Consider the following 20,381-nt stretch of genomic DNA (forward strand, 5'->3'; position numbering starts at 1 on the left):
CTCCGCGGGAGACGCCGGACATCTGGCGGCGCGGGGGCCGCGTCACGACGCTTTTTCCGTGATCAGGCGGCCCGGACAGAACAACAAACGGCGATTTTGAGCCACATCGGTGCATCCCCGACCATGGGCCCGTCCCGGCGATCCCGGGAACGTCAGTTCCATGAGAGGCGCACCACCGATGCACAGCACCGGAACCGTCCCGCAGTCGGCTCCGGCCCCCGCGGGGGTCCCCGCCGCGTCCCCCGGGCTCCCCGCCGAGGACCCGCACGGCGACACCGGCAGGCATGCCCGCCGGTTCGGCCTGCCCGTCGCCACCGCGCTGGTCATGGGCAACATCATCGGCGGCGGCATCTTCCTGCTCCCCGCCTCCATCGCCCCGTACGGCACGGTCAGCCTGGTCGCCTTCGGCGTGCTGACCGTCGGTGCCATCGCGCTCGCGCTGGTCTTCGGCCGGCTCGCGGCGCGCGACCCGCGCACCGGCGGGCCCTACGTCTACGCCCGCGAGGCGTTCGGCGACTTCGCGGGTTTCCTCGCCGCCTGGTCGTACTGGATCACCACGTGGGTGTCGAACGCCGCGCTCGCCGTGGCCGCCGTCGGCTACCTCGACGTGCTGATCCCGGTGAACGGGCACCGCTGGACCGCCTGCCTGGCCGCGCTGGCCCTGCAGTGGCTGCCCGCGCTCGCCAACTTCGCGGGCACCCGGTACGTCGGCGCCGTCCAGCTGGTGTCGACGGTGCTGAAGTTCGTGCCGCTGCTGCTCGTCGCGGTCGGCGGGCTGTTCTTCTTCGACCCGGACCGGCTGGGGCCGTTCAACACCAGCGGCCAGGGCGCGGTCGGCGCGGTGTCCGCCTCCGCCGCCCTGCTCCTCTTCTCGTACCTCGGGGTGGAGTCCGCCGCCGTCAGCGCGGGCGAGGTCAGGAACGCCCGCCGCAACGTGGGGCGCGCCACCGTGATCGGCACCGCGGGCGCCGCGCTCGTCTACCTGCTGGGCACGCTGTCCGTGTTCGGCACGGTCGCGCACGACCGTCTGGTGACCTCCACCGCGCCGTTCTCGGACGCCGTGAACACGATGTTCGGGGGCAGCTGGGGCGGTACGGCGGTGGCGCTCGCCGCCCTGGTGTCGATGACCGGCTGCCTCAACGGCTGGACCCTGCTGAGCGCCCAGACGCCGTACGCGGCGGCCCGCGACGGCCTGTTCCCGAGCGCGTTCACGCGCCGCCGGCGGGGTGTGCCCACGGTCGGTGTCGGCGTGACGGTCGTGCTCGCCTCGCTGCTCACCGTCTACAACTACGCCTCCGGCTCGGGCAGGGTCTTCGAGGTCCTCGTCCTGGTGACCACGTTCACCGCGACGGTCCCGTACCTGCTGGCCGCCGCCGCGCAGATCTTCCACCTGGTCTCCGGCCGCGGCGGGACGGTGGACCGGGCACGGCTGGTCCGGGACTCGGTGGTCACCGCGGTGGCCGCCGCCTTCTCCGTCTGGCTGATGGCGGGCGCGGGTTACGCGGCGGTGTACCAGGGCGTGCTGTTCCTGTTCGCCGGCATCATCGTCTACGCGGTGATGGCGGCGCGGCGGCAGCGGAAGCAGGCCCCGGACGGCGGGGCCGGCCTCCCGTCGGGCGGGTCCGCCGGTCATCCGTGAGCGGCCCGGTGACGTGAGGACCGTGGCGCTGCCCCGCGGTACTTGGGGACGCGCATCGTGATCTTCATTCCGGCGCCGACACCGGTCTCGATGACCAGTCCGTGCTCGTCGCCGTAGACCTGGCGCAGCCGTTCGTCCACGTTGCGCAGCCCGATGCCGGCCGAGGGACTGCCCTCGCCGCGCAGGATGCGGCGCAGCCGGTCCGGTTCCATGCCGACCCCGTTGTCCTCGATGACGATCCGGGCCGTCGCCCCCTCGTCCTGTGCGGTGATGGCGATGCGGCTGCACTCACCGCTCTCCTCCAGCCCGTGCTTGACCGCGTTCTCCACCAGGGGCTGGAGGCACAGGAACGGCACCGCCACGGGCAGCACCTCGGGGGCGATCTGCAGGGTGACCCGCAGCCGCTGTCCGAACCGGGCGCGGACCAGCTCGAGGAACTGCTCGATGGAGCGCAGCTCCTCGGCCAGCGTGGTGAACTCACCGTGCCGGCGGAAGGAGTAGCGGGTGAAGTCGGCGAACTCCAGCAGGAGTTCCCGGGCCCGCTCGGGGTCGGTCCGCACGAACGAGGCGATCGCCGCCAGCGAGTTGTAGACGAAGTGCGGTGAGATCTGCGCGCGCAGCGCCCGGATCTCCGCCTCGATCAGGCCCGTGCGGGTCCGGTCGAGTTCGGCGAGTTCGAGCTGTACGGAGACCCAGCGCGCCACCTCCTCGGTGGCCCGGCCCACGGACTGCGATCCCCCGGCGCCCAGCACGACGAGCGCGCCGAGCACCCGTCCGTCGACGGTGAGGGGGGCGACGGCGCCCCGGCGTACCGGGCAGTCCGGGTCCGGGCAGCCGACGGTGAAGGTCTGGGCGCGGCCGGTGTCCAGCACCTGGCGGACCCGGTCCAGGGCGGTGTCCGCGTGGTGCCGGCCCGGTCCGTCCCAGGCCAGCAGCCGGTCCTCGGCGGTGAGGCCGAGCGCGGCCGTGGCGAACAGCGGCCGGAGCCGTCGTACCGCTTTGCGGGCCGCGTCCCCGGTGAGTCCGGCGCGCAGCGGGGGCGCGGCCATGGACGCGGTGTGCAGGGTGTGGAAGGTGGCGCGTTCCACGGGGGTGCCGTGGTCCGTGCCGTCCGGGTCGGTCCCGCGGGCCAGGAGACGGCCGGCGCCGAGGCCGGCGGCGAACAGCACGGGGGCTCCGGCGGCGAGGAGGACGAGCCCGTTCACGCGGGGGCCCCGGTGTCGGCGGGCCGGCGGCGGATCGTCATGGGGCGGTCACTCCTCGGCGGGTGGCGGGCGCGTCGTGGCCGGCGACGCGTTCGGGCAGGTGGAGGCGGGCCATGACGGCCTCGGTGCCGGCCGGGATCCGGTCCCGGGTGGCGAGCGAGACCAGGATCATGGTCAGGAAGCCGAGCGGTACGGACCACACGGCCGGCCAGGCGAGCAGGGTGTGCGCCCAGCCGTCGGACAGGGGGCCGGTCAGAGGCCCGGCGATGGTCAGGGTGACCGCGGTGAGGGCGCTGCCGCCGCCGGTGAGCAGTCCCGCGATCGCGCCGGGCGGGGTGAGGCCGCGCCACCAGATGCCGAGGAGCAGCAGCGGGCAGAAGGAGGAGGCGGCCACCGCGAAGGCGAGTCCCACGGCGTTGGCGACGGGGAGTTTGCCGGCGGCCACGCTGACCGTGACGGGTACGGCGACCGCGAGGAGTGTCGCCGGCCGGAAGCGGTGGACGCCGAGCGAGGGCAGCACGTCCTGGCTGAGCACGCCCGCGACGGACAGGGTGAGCCCGGAGGCGGTGGACAGGAAGGCGGCGCAGGCGCCGGCGGCGACGAGGGCGCCGAGCAGGTCGCCGCCGAGGCCGCCGACGAGACGTTCGGGCAGGACGAGCACGGCGGCGTCCGTGGTGCCGGTGAGCAGCAGGTCGGGGGCGTAGATCCGGCCGAGCAGGCCGTACAGGGGCGGCAGCAGGTAGAAGCCGCCGACCAGGGCGAGCACGATCACGGTGGTGCGGCGGGCGGCGCGGCCGTCGGGGTTGGTGTAGAAGCGGACGAGGACGTGGGGCAGCCCCATGGTGCCGAGGAAGGTGGCGAAGATCAGCCCGTACGTCGTGTACAGCGGATGATCGTCCCGGCCGCCCGACAGCGGCGCCGCCCAGCTGGAGGCGCCGTCCCGCCGGCCGTCCGCGCTCTCCCGCTCGGGCACGGGCGTGCCGGGCGCGAACCGGAGCGTCGTCCCGCCCCGTACCTCGTGCACGCCGGCGTCCAGCACCAGGCGGCCGTCGTCGTACCCCTGTCCGTCCACGGCACCGGTCACGACGGCCGGCAGCGGCGCCGCGATCCGGATCCGGACGGTGGTCTCGACGGTGACCTGGGTGTGCCGGCGGAAGGTGGGCGGTTCGTCGAGGGCGCCCGCGGGCCGCGGATCGCCGTGCCAGGCGAGGACCAGGAAGACGGCGGGCACCAGGAGCGCGGTCAGTTTCAGGCAGTACTGGAAGGCCTGGACGAAGGTGATGCCGCGCATGCCGCCGGCGGCCACGGCCAGGGTGACGACGACGGCGACGAGGACCCCGCCGAACCAGTGCGGTGCGCCGGTGACCAGTCCGAGGGTCAGGCCGGCGCCCTGGAGCTGGGGCAGCAGATACAGCCAGCCGACACCGACGACGAGCGCTCCGGCCACGCGCCGGGCGGCCCGGGACTCCAGCCGTGAGTCGGCGAAGTCGGGCAGCGTGTAGGCCCCGGAGCGGCGCAGCGGGGCGGCGACGAACAGCAGCAGGACGAGATGACCGGCGGCGTAGCCGACGGGGAACCAGAGCATCTCGACGCCCTGGGCGGCGACGAGCCCCGCGACGCCGAGGAACGAGGCCGCGGAGAGGTACTCGCCGCTGATGGCCATGGCGTTGAGGTACGGCGGGACGGTACGGGAGGCGACGTAGAAGTCGGAGGTGGTGCGGGAGATGCGCAGTCCCGTCGAGCCGATCACCAGGGTCGCGACGACCGCCACCGACACGGCCACGACGCCGTACGCCTGGTTCACCCGGCCGCCCCGGACGCGCGCCCGCACCGGTCGAGCCGGACACCGGTCACCGTCAGGCCCCTTCAAAACGGTCCGCGGCGTCCCGTTCGTTGCGTTCGGCGCGTACGACGTACCACCGGCCGATGACGACGAGGGCGGGGTAGGCGGCGACACCGAGGACGGCCCACACGATCAGCGCGCCGCCGGGCGAGTCCACCGGGTCGGGCAGGGCCGTGAAGGCGAGGGGCAGCAGCCCGAGCAGGGCGACGAGCACGCCGAAGGCCGTGAGGCCGAGGCGGAGTTGACGTCGCATCAGGAGGCGCAGGGCGAGCGGGTCCACAACGGGGCCGGGTCCCGTAGGCCCTGCCCGGCCCACACGGCCGCCGCGCGGGACCCCCGTGACCACTTCACGCCGAGGAGTCCCAGGTGCATCCATGCCGCGTCCTCCGACCGCGATGATCACACTTCGCAGTGGAGTGTACGCACGCCCCAACCAAAGCAACAGCTCCCCCTACGCGACCCCTCGCCGCGCGTCTCGGGCAGGTGGCACGCCGGCACGGAGCGGGCCCGCCACAGCCTGCCTGACCTACGACAAGCATGGGTGAGAATGCATGAGAATGCATGGAATGCCGGGGAATGCGGGAGAATGCGGAGGAAACAGAGGAATGCTCCCCCTTGTCGCACGTATGAGGGCGGTCGTCGTCGCGGTCGTGATCGGCCTGACCGCCGCGCCGGTGTCGACGCCCCCGGCTTCGGCTCAGGACAACCCGTACCAGCGGGGCCCGGATCCCACGGTGAGCAGTGTCGCCGCCCAGCGGGGCACCTTCGCCACGGCTCAGACCAGAGTGCGGCCCGGGAACGGCTTCGGCGGAGGGCGGATCTACTACCCGACGGACGGCAGCCTGGGCACCTGGGGCGCGGTGGCGATCGTGCCGGGCTACACCGCCCGGTTCGACGCCGAAGGCGCCTGGATGGGGCACTGGCTCGCGTCCTTCGGGTTCGTCGTCATCGGCATCGACACCAACAGTCCCACGGACTGGGACACCGCTCGCGGGACCCAGCTCCTCGCCGCACTGGACTACCTCACCCACAAGAGCCCGGTGCGCGACCGCGTCGATCCCGACCGCCTGGGAGTGATCGGCCACTCCATGGGCGGCGGCGGTGCCGTCAGCGCGGCCGAACGGCGGCCGTCGCTCAGGGCCGCCGTGCCGCTCGCGCCCTTCTCGCCGTCGCAGAACCTGTCCACCCTGAGGGTACCGACGATGATCATGGGCGCGCGGGACGACAGCACCGTCACCCCGCCCTACCTCGACGGCCTCTACGCCGGTATGCCGCCCGGTACGCAGAGCGCCTTCATCGAACTCACCGGCGGCGGCCACGGCTTCCCCACACGGGCGAACCCGGACGTGACGCGCCGCGTGATCCCCTGGCTGAAGATCTTCATCGACGAGGACACCCGCTACACCCGGTTGCTCTGCCCCTCGCCGGCGGACCCCGGCAACGTCTTCAGGTCGCGGACCAGGTGCCCGTACGTGCCGGGCCCGCCGTAGAGCGGCGACACCGTGCGTGGACATCCCCTGGGGACGGCCAAGGGTCCTGCCTCACCGCGGTGAGGCAGGACCCTTGTCTGCGACCTCGGAGCATTGCTCCCGTCGGGACGACAGGATTTGAACCTGCGACCCCTTGACCCCCAGTCAAGTGCGCTACCAAGCTGCGCCACGTCCCGTTGCGGTCTCACGCGGTGTTCCGCGTGATCACGCAGGTCAACACTACCGCACCCGGGCGGGTGCCCGTGTCGGTGCCGGTGCGGGGGCCGTCGTGGCGGGGTGGGGCGCGCGGCGGACCGGGACCAGGAGTGCGGCGCCGGCCGCGGCGAGGCAGAGGAGGGCGAGCAGGGCCCAGCCGTGGGTGTAGCCGGAGCCGTACGGCAGGCCCGAGGGCTGGAGCCGCCCGGTGACCAGGACGCTGGTGAGCGCGGCGCCGATCGAGCCGCCGATGGTGCGGATGTTGGCGTTCATGCCGGTCGCGGCGCCCGTCTGCTCCGCCGGGACGCTGCCCACGATGAGGTTGGCCATCGAGGCGAAGGCGAGTCCGGTGCCGAGGCCGAAGAGACCGGCCACGACGGCTATCTGCCACTGCGCGTCATGCCACAGCGTGAGGAGTCCGCAGGCCAGCGCGCCGAGGGCGGCACCCGTGGTGAGCAGCGCCTTGGCGCCGACGCGCGGCTCCAGGCGGCCCGACAGTACGCCGGACAGGAACATCGCGACCAGCATCGGCAGCATGAGCAGACCGGACGCGGTGACGCCGGCCCCGAAGCCGTAGCCGGCCGCGGACGGCGTCTGGACGAAGCCGGGCAGGAAGGCCCAGATCGAGTACATGCCGGCGCCGAACAGCAGGGCCGCCGCGTTGGTCGTCCACACCGCGGGCAGCCGCAGCACGCGCAGGTCGATGAGCGGGGTGCGCGAGCGGGCCTCGGTCGTCAGCCACACGGCGAACAGCACGACGGCGGCGGCGAACAGGCCGAGCACCTTCGCCGAGCCCCAGCCCCACTGCCCGGCCTGGCTCAGCGGCAGCAGCAGGGTGACCAGCCAGCCGGAGAGCAGCAGCGCGCCGCGCCAACCGACCTTGCCCTCGGCCCGCTTGGGCGACTCGGGGACGTAGCGCAGGGCGATCAGCACCGTCGCGGCGACGATGACCACCGGGATCCAGAACAGCCAGCGGTAGTCGAGCGCGGACACGATCGGCCCGGCGGCCACCATGCCGACCCCGCCGCCGGCGGCGATCACGGCGGAGAGGTTGCTGATGCTCCCGCCGACCTCGCGTGGTGCGAACTCGTCCCGGATGATGCCGAAGGAGAGCGGGAACAGGGCGCCGCCGACCCCCTGGACGACCCGGGCGACGATGAGCACGCCGATGTTCGGGGCGAGCGCGGCGATGAGGCAGCCCGCGAGGACGGTCAGCAGGACGGCGACGAGGGTGCGTTTCTTGCCGGCGAGGTCGCCGACCCGGCCGAGGATCGGGGTGAAGACCGAGGCGGACAGCAGGTAGGCCGTCATCACCCAGGTCGCGGTGGACTGGGAGGTGTGCAGGGCATGCTGGACGGTCGGCAGGGCCGGCGCGATCAGCGACTGCAGCATGGAGAACACGCCGGCACCGGTCGCGAGGACCGTGAAGGTGACGCGGGTTGACGCGCGGGGCATGGAGAAGCCTCTCCCGGAGGGGGACGGATCGTGGACGCGGAGCATCGGAAAGCCGAGGAGCACGGTCGTACGGGCCGTGCCGCGGAGGTGTGGAGCCGGCCGGGCGGGCCGCGTCCGGCCACGGCGGAGCCGACCCCGCACTGCTAAAGTGGAGGTACCCCTCCACTCTAGCGGAGGCACCCCTCCGGTTCCAGTCGATCCCCCTCCCCGGGAGGCAGCAGTGACGGCCACGCCGTTCCCCGTCAGCGAGATCGTGGCGGCTCGCCGGCCGCACCGTAAGGACGCCGCCCGCAACTACGACGCCCTGCTCACCGCGGCCCGCGAGGCGTTCGCGGCGCACGGCTCGGACGCCTCCCTGGAGGACATCGCCCGGCGCGCGGGCGTCGGCATCGGCACCCTGTACCGCAACTTCCCCACCCGCCGCGACCTGTTCGAGAGCGTCTACGCCGACGAGGTCAACACCCTGTGCCAGGCGGCCGTCGAGCCGGCCGGGCGGGAGCCGTGGGAGGCGCTGACGGCCTGGCTGAACCGGTTCGCGGGGTACATGGTCACCAAGCGCGCCGTCCGCGAGGCCCTCGACGGCGAGTCGGACATCTTCCAGTCCTGCCGCGACTCCATGTACGAGGCCGGCGGCCCGCTGCTGGAGCGCGCCCAGCGGGCCGGCGTCGCCCGGGCCGACATGGATTTCGGGGACCTGCTGCGGATGGTCGCCGGGATCACGGCGACGGCCTTCGAGAACGACGCCCAGCGCGACCGGGTCCTGTCGATCGCCCTGGACGGGGTCCGCACCACCCGCTGAGGGCGCCCGGCTACTTGATCAACGCGTTCGCCACCACCACGACCAGCCCCAGCAGCGCGTCTCCCGTTCCCACCAGGACGGCGACCGGCCAGCTCCGTGCCGACCAGCGGGCGGTGACCAGGCCGAGCACGAAGAGGATCACGATGTTGAGGACGAACGCGGCGTACTCGACGCCCTTCGCCGGCCACCACCCCCAGCGCGCGCCCGCCAGCAGGAAGACCGTGGGCAGCACGGCCGTGACGAGCGGCCACTCGTTGCGCATCGCGAGCAGCGCGTCCCCGCGGCGGTGCGGGGTGCGCTCGGCGATGTAGTGGGCGTAGCCGTGGGCGAGGGCGGAGGCGAACGCGGTCACCAGCACCCAGGCGGCGTCGTAGCCGCGGACCTCGGCGGAGGTGTGCCCGTACTGCGTGAGCGCCGCGACCATCGAACTGGCGAGGACGGCGCCGTACACCCCGCCGAAGAGGACGATCTCACGGGTGTCGTGCTGCCGGGGCGGTGCCGTACCGGCCGCCGTGGAGTCAGCCATCTCCCCACGATCACCCGCGCCCCGCACCCCCGCCACTCCGCCCGGCCCCTGCCCGTACCCCGCGCCCCCCGCTCCACCCGGTCCCGCCTCGCCATGCACGACGAAGTGTCCTCCCACCAGGCCCGACGCCCCACACACTGTCCACGGCGGCGCGGCTCGCACCCCCACTAGGGTCGGCCCCATGACGCACAGTTTCGCGCTCCACATCCCCGACGCCGACCTCGAACCCGAGCCCCTGGACCCCGAGCAGATCGTCTCCGGGAGCCCGGAGGTGACCGGGAAGGTGGTCTGGGAGTCGGCCGACGGCCGGCAGGTCCGCGGGATCTGGCAGATCACCCCGGGTGTGGTCACCGACACGGAGGCGGACGAGCTGTTCGTGGTGATCCGCGGCTCGGCGACGATCGAGGTGGCGGACGGGCCGACGCTGACGGTGGGACCCGGCGACATGGCCGTGCTCCGCGCGGGCGACCGTACGACGTGGACCGTGCACGAGACGCTGCGCAAGGCCTACGCCATCACCCTGTGAGGCCGTCCCCGGGCGGCCCCGTCGTCCCCCGGATCTCCAGGGCCGGCGCGGCCAGCCGCACCCGCCCCTCGCCCGCCGGCGCGTCCATCCGGTCCAGCAGGCAGCGGGCGGCGCGTCGGCCCATCTCGTGCGGCGAGGTGTCGACGGTGGTCAGCCAGACGTGCCGGAGCCGGGAGATGCCGGTGTTGTCGTACCCGGTCACCGACAGGTCGCGGGGCACCCGCAGCCCCAGCTCCCCGGCCGCCGACAGCGCGCCCACCGCGGCCATGTCGTTGACGGCGAGCAGCGCGGTGGGCCGCTCGGGGCGGCTGAGCAGGCGTACGGTCCCGCGGTAGCCGCCCTCCTCGGTCAGGTCGCCGGGCTCGACCAGCGGCGGGGCGCCATGCTGCCGCATCGCCGCCTCGTAGCCCCGCCGGCGCAGTGCGCCGACGGCGCCGTGGCCGGCGAGGTGCGCGATCCGGCGGTGGCCGAGCCCGAGGAGGTGCTCGGTGGCGAGCCGGGCGCCCCGTTCGTCGTCACCGGCGACGACGTCCACCTCCGGCGGCTGCTCCTCGCGCGCACCCGCCACCACCACCGGCATCCGCCGCGCGAGCGCCCCGAGCGCACCCGCGTCCGGGACCGTGCCGACGACCACCAGGCCGTCGACGCCGACGTCCAGGAAGGGTTCGGCGAGGTCGTGGCCCATCCGGCGGTTCAGCCGGGCGTCGGCGAGCAGCATGTGCAGACCGGCCGCGCGCAGCGGGGCGTTGAGCCCGTCGAGCAGTTCCACGAACCAGGGGTTGCGCAGGTCGTCCAGGAGGACGCCCACGGTGCGGGTGCGCCGCTCGCTGAGGCTGCGGGCCGCCGCGTTCGGCCGGTAGCCCAGCTCGCGCACGGCCCGCAGGACGGCCTCCCGCTTCTCGGGCCGCACCGGGCCGGACCCGCGCAGCACCAGGGACACGAGCGACTTGGACACGCCGGCGCGTTCGGCCACGTCGCGGATGGTCGGCGGTCTCACGGCAGGCGTCTCACCGGCAGGGACGTTGGCAGGGACCTCACGGCATGGACCGTTCCACGCGGCGTGCCGCGCTGTCAAAGGGTTGACACCCAGGCCATGTCCGAACAAAGGTGGCCCGCGAGGGAGATGGACCGGTCCAAACAGGCCAGAGAGAGGGCTGTCATGGTGGATGCGCTCGGTGTCGCGGTCATCGGTTTCGGCTGGATGGGCCGGGTGCACACCCAGGCCTACGCCCGCCTCCCGCACCACTATCCGAGGCTCCCGCTGCGGCCCCGGCTGGTCACGGTCGCCGAGGAGGTGCCGGGGCGGGCGGAGGAGGCCGCCGAGCGGTTCGGGTTCGTCTCGGCGACCCGCGACTGGCGCGAGGTGGCCGCCGACCCGCGCGTCCGGGCCGTGAGCGTCACCGCGCCGAACTTCCTGCACCGGGAGATCGGTGTGGCGATGGCCGAGGCCGGCAAGCACCTGTGGATCGAGAAGCCGGTGGGCCTGACCGCCGGGGACGCCCGCGCGGTCGCCGACGCGGTCGCGGAGGCCGGCGTCCAGGGCACGGTCGGCTTCAACTACCGCAACGCGCCCGCCGTGGAGGCCGCCCGCGAGCTGATCTCCTCCGGCGAGATCGGCACCGTCACACATGTGCGCATCCGCCTCTTCAGCGACTACGCCGCCCACCCGGAGTCCGCCCTGACCTGGCGGTACGAGCGTGAGCGCGGTGGCAGCGGGGTGCTCGGCGACCTCGCCTCGCACGGCACCGACCTGGCCCGTTTCCTGCTCGGCGACATCGCCTCGCTCACCGCCGACACGGCGGTCTTCGTCCCGGAACGCGCCCGTCCGAGCGGCGCCACGGCCGGTCACGCCCTGGCCTCCGGTGGCGAGCCGGGTCCGGTCGAGAACGAGGACTACGTCGGCTGCCTGTTCCGCTTCGCCTCCGGCGCCCGCGGCGTCCTGGAGGCCTGCCGGGTCTCGGTCGGCGAACAGAACGCCTACGGCTTCGAGGTGCACGGCACCCGGGGCGCCGTGTTCTGGGACTTCCGCCGGATGAACGAACTGCGGGTGAGCCGGGGTACGACGTACCAGGACCAGCCGGTGAGCACGGTGTACGTCGGCCCCGGCGCCGGCGAGTTCGCCGCGTTCCAGCCGGGCGCGGCCAACGCGATGGGCTACGACGACCTGAAGGTGATCGAGGCCTACCGCTTCGTCCGCTCCATCGCCGAGGGCAGGCCGTACGGCACCACCCTGGCGGACGCGGTGCGGGCCGCCACCGTGCTCGACGCGATGGCGGAGTCGGCGGCGAGCGGCCGGTGGGTCAGCCTGCCGGGGTCGTAGGCACGGTGTTCAGCCTGCCGGGTTCGTCGGCATGTTGTACGGCGTGACCACCTGGATCGCGGACGGCGGGACCGGTCCGGCCGGCGGCAGGGCACCGTGGAAGCGCATCACCTCGTGGCAGGCCTCGCGCAGATCGTGCCGCAGGTCGTGGTGGAGCACGGCGGACAGGCGGTGTTCGCGCAGCAGGCGGGTGTTGTCATGGTCCAGGTCGTGCGCGACGAACACCGCGCAGTCGCGGCCGAGGTCGGCGAAGGCCCGCAGGGTGGCGTTGTTGCCGCCGCCGATGGAGTACACCGCCCGGATCTCCGGGTCGCGTTCGAGGGCGGCGCGGACCAGGTCGTACTGCGTGGCGTCCAGGCCCTGTCCCCCGGCGATCTCCACCAGCGCGCGCTGCGGGTGCCGTACCCGCATCACGCTGCGGAAGCCCATCTCGCGCTCCTCCTCGTTGCGGAAGAAGCCGCTGCTGAGGCTGGTGAGGACGTTGCCGGGCCGGTCGCCGAGCCACTGGCCCGTCAGGTAGGCGGCGGTCGCGCCGGCCGCCCGGTTGTCGATGCCGACGTAGCCGACGCGTCCGCTCGCGGGCAGGTCGGTGACGAGGGTGACGACCGGGACGCCGGCGGCGGCGAGCCGGCTCACGGCCGCGGTGACCTCGGGGACGTCCGGCGCCTTGAGGATCACGCCCTGCGACCCGCGCCGGGCTGTCCGGTCCAGCGTGCCGACCAGTTCCCGCACCGGGCCGGTCTCGCGGAAGTGGAAGCGGGAGCGGACGACTGCCGGGTGCAGGCCGGGCAGTTCGGCCTCCAGGGCGGCGCGGACCGCGGTGGTGAACCGCTCGGGCGCCTGCGCCACGATGTCGACCATGAAGGTACGGCCGACCAGCCGGACCTGGGTGCGCTGGCGGTCGAGGTCGGCGATGGCCCGGTGCACCTCGCGCGCGGTGCTGTCCCGCACCCCTCCCCTGCCGTTCAGCACCCGGTCCACGGTGGCCTCGCTGAGACCGGCCTGACGTGCGATCTCCCGGATCGGGAACGGGTGGCCCATGGACCGGCTCCTCCGCTGTGTGAGGGGTTTTTGATGGCTTGCTGCTGGTTGTTCGAGGGGTTTGTACTGACAAGAATGACAGGGCCGCGCCGCCCTCCTGGCCGAAAGCGCTCCGGTGGGCACCACGGACGGCGCCGGAACGCCGGGGAGCCGAGGCGGGGCATGGGACTTCTACCGGACGACGAGGGGCCGGCCGGACGACATCTCCGACTTCACCTCCGCACCCACCCTAGGAGCAGCACCGCATGCGTATCGGAATCCTCGGCCTCGGCCGTATCGGCGCCTTTCACGCCGAGACCCTCTCCGGCCTCGACGCCGTCGAGTCGCTCGTCGTCGCCGACCCGTTCGCGGACGCGGCCGAGGCCGCCGCCGAGCGGTTCGGGGCCGAGGTCGCGGACTCGCCGCAGGCCCTCCTCGCGGCCGGCGTGGACGGCCTCGTCGTCGCGGCGGCCACCGATGCCCACCCCGCCCTGATCCTGGCCGGAGTCGAGGCCGGCGTCCCGGTCTTCTGCGAGAAGCCCGTCGCCAGGACGATGTACGAGGGCGTCGAGGTCCTGAGGGCCGTCCGGGGCGGCGACGTGCCGATCCAGATCGGCTTCAACCGGCGTTTCGACGCGGGCTTCGCCGCCGCGCGAGCCGCCGTACAGGCCGGCGAGCTGGGCACGCTGCACACCGTCCGGTCCACGACCCTGGACCCGGCGCCGCCGCCGGCCGCGTACGTCGCCGCGTCCGGCGGCATCTTCCGCGACTGCTCGGTGCACGACTTCGACATCATCCGCTGGGTGACGGGCCGTGAGGTCGCCGAGGTGTACGCGGTGGGCGGCAACCGGGGCGCCGGCTACATCAGGGCGGCGGGCGACGCGGACACCACCGGGGCGATCCTGACCCTGGACGACGGCACCATCGCGGTGGTGTCCAACTCCCGGCACAACAAGCGTGGTTACGACGTCCGCATGGAACTGCACGGCTTCGCCGACTCCATCGCCGTCGGTCTGGACGACAAGCTGCCGCTGCGCTCGGTCGAGCCCGGTGTGAGCTTTCCGTCCGGCCCCCCGCACGACTTCTTCATGGACCGCTTCGCCGACGCCTACCGCGCCGAACTGACCGCGTTCACCGAGGTCGTGGCCGGCACCCGGCCCTCCCCGTGCACCGTCGAGGACGCCCTGGAGGCCGGCTGGATCGCCGAGGCCTGCACGCTGTCCCTGCACGAGCACCGGCCGGTGACACCAGCGGAGGTCCGGCAGGGCTGAGCCGGGAAGACGGCGCCGGGCACCCGCCCGGCGCCGCCCGGCGCCGGTCAGCCGCAGTACCGGATCAGCCACTCGTCCGGGTTGTAGGTGTCCCGCGCCGGGTCCGGCACCGTCGCCGGCCTCGTCTCCACCGTGTCCTCGGGGCGTATCCGCTCGGGCAGCGCGCCGAAGCGGTCACGGCGCAGGGCCGCGGCGTCGGGCGGCTCCTGGGGGGTGCTGCGAGCTTCCGTACGGTGTGTCATCTCGTCCTCCCGTCTGCGCGGGCGTTCCCCGTTGTCTGTCGGAACGCCCGCGTGCCCCCGTTGGTTCCCGGCCACCCGGTGACCGAATCCCCAGCAACAGCGAAGGAACCGGGCCGCGGTCCTCACCGCGGCCCGGTTCCGTCCGTCCGGCCGGCCGGCTCCTCAAGCCCCGCAGGAGCGCAGGAAGCGCCGGGTGCGTACGGCGATCGGCAGCGGCCTGTCCGGCTCGCAGGGGTACATGTCCTGCTCGACGATCGCGAACAGCTCCACGCCCAGCCGCTGCGCCGCCTGGAGCACCGGCCCGAGTTCCGGGATCCCGGAGGGCGGTTCGCACATCACGCCGCGCCGCACCGCGGGGCCGAACGGCACGCCGCCCGCGACGACGTCGGCGAGGATGTCCGGGTCGACCTGCTTGAGGTGCAGGTACCCGATGCGCTCGCCGTAGGTCTCGATCAGCTTGACGCTGTCCCCGCCGCAGTAGGCGTAGTGCCCGGTGTCCAGGCACAGGTTGACCAGCTCGGAGTCGGTCGAGTCCAGGAAGCGCTCGACATGCTCCTCGGTGTCGATGTGGGTGTCGGCGTGCGGGTGCACCACGATGTCCAGGCCGTAGCTCTCCCTGACCTCGTGGCCGAGCCGTTCCATGCCCTTGGTCAGGTGCGCCCACTGCCCGGTGGTCAGCTCGGGCGGCTCCAGGATCTCGGCGGTCTTGTCGTCCCGCCAGAAGGAGGGGATCACCACCAGGTGCTTCGCGCCCGTCGCCCGGGTGAGCGCGGCGACCTGGCTGACGTGCGCCCAGGTCTCCTCCCAGACGGCGGGGCCGCGGTGCATGCCGGTGAAGACCGTGCCCGCCGAGACCTTCAGGTTCCGCCTGGCCACCTCGTCGGTGAGCCGGGCGGGGTCGGTGGGCAGGTAGCCGTACGGGCCCAGTTCGATCCAGTCGTAGCCGGCCTCGGCGACCTCGTCCAGGAAGCGTTCCCAGGGCACCTGCTGCGGGTCGTCGGGGAACCAGACGCCCCAGGAGTCGGGGGCGGAGCCGACCCGGATGCGGTCGAGGGCGTGGGCCATGGTCAGGAGGTCCCTTCGGGGGTGGTCGCCACGGGTGCGGTGAGGTCGGCCTCCTCGGGCAGCTCCTCGGTGTCGACGCCGCGCACCTGGGCCAGTTCGTGCTTGAGGGAGGCGAGTTCGGCTCCGCCGGCCATGTGGTTGGTGAGTTCTTCGAGGGTGATCCCGCTGCGTTCGGCACTCAGTTCGAGGGTGCCGAGGCGCAGGACGCTGAAGTGGTCGCCGACCATGTAGGCGTGGTGGGGGTTGTGGGTGATGAAGATGACGCCGAGGCCGCGGTCGCGGGCGGCGGCGATGTACTTCAGGACCACGCCGGACTGCTTGACGCCGAGGGCGGCGGTCGGCTCGTCCAGGATGAGGACGCGGGCGCCGAAGTAGACGGCGCGGGCGATGGCCACGCACTGGCGCTGGCCGCCGGAGAGCGTGCCGATGGGCTGTTCCAGGTCGTCCAGGACGATGCCCATGTTGCGCAGTTCCTGGTCGGCGGTCTCCTTCATGCGGGCGATGTCGAGGCGGCGCAGCGGCCAGGGGCCCCTGGTCAGCTCGGAGCCGAGGAAGAAGTTCCGCCACACCGGCATCAGCGGGACGGTGGCGAGGTCCTGGTAGACGGTGGCGATGCCCCGGTCGAGGGCCTCGCGCGGGGTGGCGAAGCGCACCGGGGTGCCGTCCACGAGGAACTCGCCCTCGGTGTGCTGGTGCAGCCCCGAGATGATCTTGATGAGGGTGGACTTGCCGGCGCCGTTGTCGCCGAGCACGCAGGTGACCTGGCCGGCGTGGACCGTCAGGTCGACGCCGTGCAGGGCGCGGACGTTGCCGTAGGACTTGCCGGCGCCGCGCAGTTCGACGAGAGGGCCGCCGTCGGCGGGCGGGGTGTCCTTCAGGACGGTGCCGTGGGTGGTGTCGTCGGTCATCGTTTCACCTCCGGGTCGCAGTGCGCTGGACCCACAGATTGATCAGGACGGCGCCGAGGAGCATCACGCCGAGGAAGGCCTTGAACCAGTCGGGGTTCCAGCCGGCGTAGACGATGCCCTGCTGCACCATGCCGAACATGAAGGCGCCGAAGACCGGGCCGATCGCGGAGCCGTAGCCGCCGGTGAGCAGGCAGCCGCCGATGACGGCCGCGGCGATGTAGATCAGCTCCTGGCCGACGCCCTCGCCGGACTGCACGGTGTTGAACGAGAACAGGTTGTGCATGCCGACGAACCAGGCGCCGAGGCCGACCAGCATGAACAGCGAGATCTTCGTGAACCTCACCGGGACGCCGACCGCGCGGGCGCTGTCCTTGTTGCCGCCGACGGCGAAGATCCAGTTCCCGTACCTGGTGCGCAGCAGCACCCAGGTGGCGAGGGCCGCGAAGACCAGCCACCAGACGATGGTGATCTTCACCTGGACCCCGCCGACGTCGAAGGTGGAGGCGAAGATCGCCTTGGCCTGGTCGAAGCCGTCCATGTCGCTGATGTCGTCGGTGGCGACGTTGCCGGTGACCAGTTTGGTCACGGCGAGGTTGGCGCCCTGGAGGATCAGGAAGGTGCCGAGGGTGACGAGGAAGCTGGGCAGCCCGGTCTTCACCACCATCCAGCCGTTGAAGGCGCCGATCGCGAGGGACACGACCAGGGCGACGATCACACCGGTCCACACGTTCAGGGTCAGCTGGTAGCCGAGCATGCTCGCGGTGAGCGCCGAGGAGAGCACGGCGACACCGGAGGAGAGGTCGAACTCGCCGCCGATCATCAGCAGGGCCACCGGGAGGGCCATGATGCCGATGGTCGAGGACTGGTAGAGGATGTTCGCCATCGAGCTGCCGTCGCGCACCGGCGGAGCCGTGATCAGGAAGAAGACCAGGACGGCGACGGCACCGAGGAAGACACCCACCTCCGGCCGGGCCAGCAGCCTGAGGACCGGCGAGCGCCGGGCGGTGCGGCCGTCGGTCTGCTTCGGACCGGACGCCGGCGGCCTGTCCACCGCCGGCTCAGCCTGCTGGGTCATGCTCATCACCGGGTGCCCTTCGCGGCGTACTCGGCGACCTTGTCGACGTTGGATTTGTCGACGAAGGCCGGGCCGGTCAGCACCGGCTCCTCCCCGCCGCCGCTGTAGTTGCCGTTGTTCTTGTAGAGCCACAGCGAGTCGACCGCCAGGTAGCCCTGGAGGTAGGGCTGCTGGTCGACGGCGAACTCGACGGTCCCGTTCTGCACCGCCTTGACCAGGTCCTTGTTGAGGTCGAAGGTGGCCACCTTGGCCTTGCTGCCCGCGTCGCCCAGCGACTGCACCGCGGTGAGGGCGAAGGGGGCGCCGAGGGTGACGACCGTGTCGACGTCCTTGTCCTGCTTCAGCTTGGCCGTGATGGTCGACTTCACGGACGGCATGTCGGTGCCGTTCACGTACAGGGTCTCCGTGGTGCCGGAGAAGGTCTTCTTCACGCCGTCGCAGCGCTGGGTGAGGCCCACGTTGCCCTGTTCCTGGATCACGCAGACGATCTTCTTGGCGCCGGTGGTGTTCAGCTTCCTGCCGAAGGCCTCGCCCGCCACGCTCTCGTCCTGCCCGAAGAACTCCAGCAGGCCGAGCTTCTTCCAGTCGCTCAGTCCCGAGTTGAGGCCGACCACGGGTATGCCGGCCTGCCCGGCCTTGCCGATCACGCCCTTCATCGCGTCGGGCTTGGCCAGGGTGACCGCGATGCCGTCGACCTTCTGGTCGATAGCGTTCTGCACGTAGGTGGCCTGGTTGCCCGCGCTGGGGTCGGCTGAGTAGACGAGCTTGACGTTGTCCTTGGCCGCGGCGGCCTCGGCGCCCTTGCGGACGGTGTCCCAGAAGGTGTCACCGGGCGCCTGGTGGGTGACGAGGGCGACGGTCATGCGCGGGGTGTCCGCCTTGCCGGCTGAGGCGTTCGCCGCTTCCTCCTCGGCCTTCTTGCCGCCGGAACTGCTGGAGCAGCCGGCCAGGGTGAGGGCGGCCGCAGCGGCCACGGCCAGGAGGGGGGCCGTTCTGCGGGAGCGGGGTCGAGAAGAGCGGTCCATCTTTCCTGCACCTCACTGTGCGTGCGACGGGGCAAGGGACGCGGAGTGCGTTGGGACGGGATACAAGCCTCTGCCGGGCCCGCTGTCAATACTTTGTCAAGACATCATTTCACGCGGTGGTCCGAATGTAAGTACAAACAAGGGACGCTTCCCTCGCGTGCGGCCTCCGCCCGCGAGGCTTGAGCCCAGTACACCGCACCCCGCGGCGAACGGCACCGGGCGGGCGCGTCCGCCGGCACCGGGGAGGACGTCCCGCGGAACGGCCCAGGCGGCGGAGAGGATCACGTTTCAGGCAAGAGAGCCGCTGTTGCGACCGGAGCTATTGACGCATGAGCGGACATGGGGCTGTTATTACGCCCACGCTGTTCGGTCGAGTTGGTTTCTGATCGGTTTCGGAGATCTTTCGGTGATCAACTCATCCCCTTGGCCGAACCCTGTATTCCTCAGGAGCCGCCATGCGCCTCTCCCCCTCCGGCCTTTCCGCCCCGGGTCCCAGCCGACGCTCCCTGCTCCGTGGAGCCGGCGGCGCCGCCCTGCTCGCCGGGGCCGGCACCCCCCTGCTGTCCGCCTGCGGAGGCAGCGGCTCCGGTTCCGACCCGAAGACCGTCACCGTCGGTTCGAACGCCTCGGACGCGGTGCCCAAGAAGGCGTTCGAGAGTGTCTACGCGGCCTTCGGGAAGCAGTCGGGCCTCACCGTCGATGTGAACACCAAGGACCACAACACCTTCCAGGAGCAGATCAACTCGTACCTGCAGGGCACCCCGGACGACGTGTTCAACTGGTTCGCCGGTTACCGCATGCAGTTCTTCGCGGCGAAGAAGCTGGCCACGCCGATCGACGAGGTGTGGGCGAAGATCGGGGACAACTTCCCCGAGGCGATGAAGAAGCTCAGCAAGGGCGAGGACGGCACGTACTACTTCGTGCCGATGACGACGTACCCGTGGGCGGTCTTCTACCGCAAGAGCGTGTTCCGGCAGCACGGTTACACGATCCCCGCCACCTGGGACGACCTCGTCGCCCTGTGCAAGCGGATGAAGAAGGACGGTCTGGTGCCCATCGCCTTCGGCGACAAGGACGCCTGGCCGGCGATGGGCACCTTCGACCAGATCAACTTCCGTCTCAACGGCTACGACTTCCACGTGCGGCTGATGGCGGGCAAGGCGTCCTGGACCGACGCCAAGGTGAAGGACGTCTTCGACCACTGGGCCGAGATCCTCCCCTACCACCAGGACGGCTTCATGGGCCGTACATGGCAGGACGCCGCGCAGACCCTGGTGGCGAAGAAGGCCGGCATGTACCTCCTCGGCTCCTTCGTGGCCCAGCAGTTCACCGACAAGGCGGACCTGGACGACCTCGACTTCTTCCCCTTCCCGGAGATCAACCCGGCGTACGGCCAGGACACCGTCGAGGCGCCCACCGACGGGTTCATGGTCAGCAAGTCCCCGAAGAACCACGCGGGTGTCGTCAAGCTGCTGGAGTACCTGGGCAGCCCGGCGGCCGAGGAGCTGTACCTCAAGACCGACCCCAGCGTGGTGGCCGCCTCCGGCAAGGCCGACACCTCCGCCTACTCGCCGCTGCAGAAGAAGGCGTTCGACATGATCGGCGGCGCCAAGAGCCTCACCCAGTTCATGGACCGCGACAGCCGCCCCGACTTCACCTCCACGGTGATGCAGCCGGGCCTGCAGAAGTTCCTGCAGAACCCCAAGGGCGTGGACAGTCTGCTGTCGTCCGTCGAACGCCAGAAGAAGCAGATCTTCGCGTCCTCGTGAGCGGCCCG

The 20,381-nt window shown here is 72.1% G+C and carries 19 protein-coding genes and 1 tRNA gene; 7 read left to right on the plus strand and 13 right to left on the minus strand.

Going from position 1 to position 20,381, the window contains the following annotated elements; all coding sequences use genetic code 11:
- Positions 1–178 precede the first annotated feature (178 nt).
- Complete coding sequence (locus tag ACZ7N4_RS26845) at positions 179–1,639, plus strand: amino acid permease (protein ID WP_471362388.1); 1,461 nt, start codon at positions 179–181, stop codon at positions 1,637–1,639.
- Here ACZ7N4_RS26845 and ACZ7N4_RS26850 read toward each other — a convergent pair.
- The 3 genes from ACZ7N4_RS26850 to ACZ7N4_RS26860 are packed head-to-tail and all read right to left on the minus strand — an operon-like array spanning position 1,630 to position 4,967.
- Positions 1,630–2,844 (minus strand): sensor histidine kinase, encoded by a 1,215-nt coding sequence (locus ACZ7N4_RS26850; RefSeq protein ID WP_471362390.1) that lies wholly within the window; start codon positions 2,842–2,844, stop codon positions 1,630–1,632. The genes ACZ7N4_RS26845 and ACZ7N4_RS26850 overlap by 10 nt on opposite strands.
- Before the next feature lie 37 nt (positions 2,845–2,881).
- Positions 2,882–4,648: a sodium/solute symporter gene (locus ACZ7N4_RS26855; RefSeq protein ID WP_471362581.1), complete on the minus strand. Its 1,767-nt coding sequence runs from the start codon at positions 4,646–4,648 to the stop codon at positions 2,882–2,884.
- A gap of 52 nt (positions 4,649–4,700) precedes the next feature.
- The gene (locus tag ACZ7N4_RS26860; RefSeq protein ID WP_471362392.1) at positions 4,701–4,967 is read right to left on the minus strand and encodes a hypothetical protein; all 267 of its coding nucleotides are present in this window, start codon (positions 4,965–4,967) and stop codon (positions 4,701–4,703) included.
- 325 nt (positions 4,968–5,292) lie between these two features.
- Between ACZ7N4_RS26860 and ACZ7N4_RS26865 the strand changes: the two genes are divergently transcribed.
- Complete coding sequence (locus tag ACZ7N4_RS26865) at positions 5,293–6,177, plus strand: dienelactone hydrolase family protein (protein ID WP_471362395.1); 885 nt, start codon at positions 5,293–5,295, stop codon at positions 6,175–6,177.
- Positions 6,178–6,279: 102 nt separating this feature from the next.
- Here ACZ7N4_RS26865 and ACZ7N4_RS26870 read toward each other — a convergent pair.
- Together ACZ7N4_RS26870 and ACZ7N4_RS26875 are read right to left on the minus strand one after the other, a co-directional pair.
- Positions 6,280–6,353: transfer RNA gene (locus ACZ7N4_RS26870), tRNA-Pro, on the minus strand.
- A 43-nt stretch (positions 6,354–6,396) separates the two neighbouring features.
- Positions 6,397–7,827, minus strand: a complete 1,431-nt coding sequence (locus ACZ7N4_RS26875) for an MFS transporter (RefSeq protein ID WP_471362398.1) — start codon at positions 7,825–7,827, stop codon at positions 6,397–6,399.
- 220 nt (positions 7,828–8,047) lie between these two features.
- On the opposite strand from ACZ7N4_RS26875, the gene ACZ7N4_RS26880 reads away from it, so the two are divergent.
- Positions 8,048–8,626 carry a TetR/AcrR family transcriptional regulator gene (locus ACZ7N4_RS26880; RefSeq protein ID WP_471362400.1) on the plus strand — a complete coding sequence of 193 codons (579 nt, stop codon included), beginning with the start codon at positions 8,048–8,050 and terminating at the stop codon, positions 8,624–8,626.
- A 10-nt stretch (positions 8,627–8,636) separates the two neighbouring features.
- Here ACZ7N4_RS26880 and ACZ7N4_RS26885 read toward each other — a convergent pair whose 3' ends face one another.
- Positions 8,637–9,152, minus strand: coding sequence for a hypothetical protein (locus ACZ7N4_RS26885; protein ID WP_471362403.1), 516 nt, complete (start codon positions 9,150–9,152; stop codon positions 8,637–8,639).
- A gap of 181 nt (positions 9,153–9,333) precedes the next feature.
- On the opposite strand from ACZ7N4_RS26885, the gene ACZ7N4_RS26890 reads away from it, so the two are divergent.
- Entirely contained in the window at positions 9,334–9,678 is a 345-nt protein-coding gene (locus ACZ7N4_RS26890) for a cupin domain-containing protein (protein ID WP_471362405.1), read from the plus strand.
- On the opposite strand, the gene ACZ7N4_RS26895 is transcribed toward ACZ7N4_RS26890, so the two are convergent.
- Positions 9,668–10,675, minus strand: a complete 1,008-nt coding sequence (locus ACZ7N4_RS26895) for a LacI family DNA-binding transcriptional regulator (RefSeq protein ID WP_471362408.1) — start codon at positions 10,673–10,675, stop codon at positions 9,668–9,670. The two genes, ACZ7N4_RS26890 and ACZ7N4_RS26895, sit on opposite strands and share 11 nt — an antisense overlap.
- Positions 10,676–10,837: 162 nt before the next feature.
- On the opposite strand from ACZ7N4_RS26895, the gene ACZ7N4_RS26900 reads away from it, so the two are divergent.
- Positions 10,838–11,998, plus strand: coding sequence for a Gfo/Idh/MocA family protein (locus tag ACZ7N4_RS26900; protein ID WP_471362410.1), 1,161 nt, complete (start codon positions 10,838–10,840; stop codon positions 11,996–11,998).
- 9 nt (positions 11,999–12,007) lie between these two features.
- Here ACZ7N4_RS26900 and ACZ7N4_RS26905 read toward each other — a convergent pair whose 3' ends face one another.
- On the minus strand, positions 12,008–13,039 hold the full coding sequence (locus ACZ7N4_RS26905; protein ID WP_471362413.1) for a LacI family DNA-binding transcriptional regulator: 1,032 nt from the start codon (positions 13,037–13,039) through the stop codon (positions 12,008–12,010).
- A 245-nt stretch (positions 13,040–13,284) separates the two neighbouring features.
- Between ACZ7N4_RS26905 and ACZ7N4_RS26910 the strand changes: the two genes are divergently transcribed.
- Positions 13,285–14,289, plus strand: coding sequence for a Gfo/Idh/MocA family protein (locus tag ACZ7N4_RS26910; RefSeq protein WP_471362416.1), 1,005 nt, complete (start codon positions 13,285–13,287; stop codon positions 14,287–14,289).
- 47 nt (positions 14,290–14,336) lie between these two features.
- On the opposite strand, the gene ACZ7N4_RS26915 is transcribed toward ACZ7N4_RS26910, so the two are convergent.
- From ACZ7N4_RS26915 to ACZ7N4_RS26935, 5 genes are all read right to left on the minus strand, one after another.
- A complete protein-coding gene (locus tag ACZ7N4_RS26915) occupies positions 14,337–14,531 on the minus strand; it encodes a hypothetical protein (RefSeq protein ID WP_471362419.1) in 195 nt (64 codons plus the stop codon).
- 162 nt (positions 14,532–14,693) lie between these two features.
- A complete protein-coding gene (locus ACZ7N4_RS26920) occupies positions 14,694–15,596 on the minus strand; it encodes a sugar phosphate isomerase/epimerase family protein (protein WP_471362422.1) in 903 nt (300 codons plus the stop codon).
- Positions 15,597–15,598: 2 nt separating this feature from the next.
- Positions 15,599–16,504 carry an ATP-binding cassette domain-containing protein gene (locus ACZ7N4_RS26925; protein ID WP_471362425.1) on the minus strand — a complete coding sequence of 302 codons (906 nt, stop codon included), beginning with the start codon at positions 16,502–16,504 and terminating at the stop codon, positions 15,599–15,601.
- 4 nt (positions 16,505–16,508) lie between these two features.
- Entirely contained in the window at positions 16,509–17,585 is a 1,077-nt protein-coding gene (locus ACZ7N4_RS26930) for an ABC transporter permease (RefSeq protein WP_471362427.1), read from the minus strand.
- A complete protein-coding gene (locus tag ACZ7N4_RS26935) occupies positions 17,585–18,604 on the minus strand; it encodes a sugar ABC transporter substrate-binding protein (RefSeq protein WP_471362429.1) in 1,020 nt (339 codons plus the stop codon). The genes ACZ7N4_RS26930 and ACZ7N4_RS26935 overlap by 1 nt, the downstream gene beginning before the upstream one ends.
- A 455-nt stretch (positions 18,605–19,059) precedes the next feature.
- Between ACZ7N4_RS26935 and ACZ7N4_RS26940 the strand changes: the two genes are divergently transcribed.
- Entirely contained in the window at positions 19,060–20,373 is a 1,314-nt protein-coding gene (locus ACZ7N4_RS26940) for an ABC transporter substrate-binding protein (RefSeq protein WP_471362432.1), read from the plus strand.
- Positions 20,374–20,381 lie beyond the last annotated feature (8 nt).

The organism is Streptomyces sp. NPDC107654 (genome assembly GCF_055639035.1).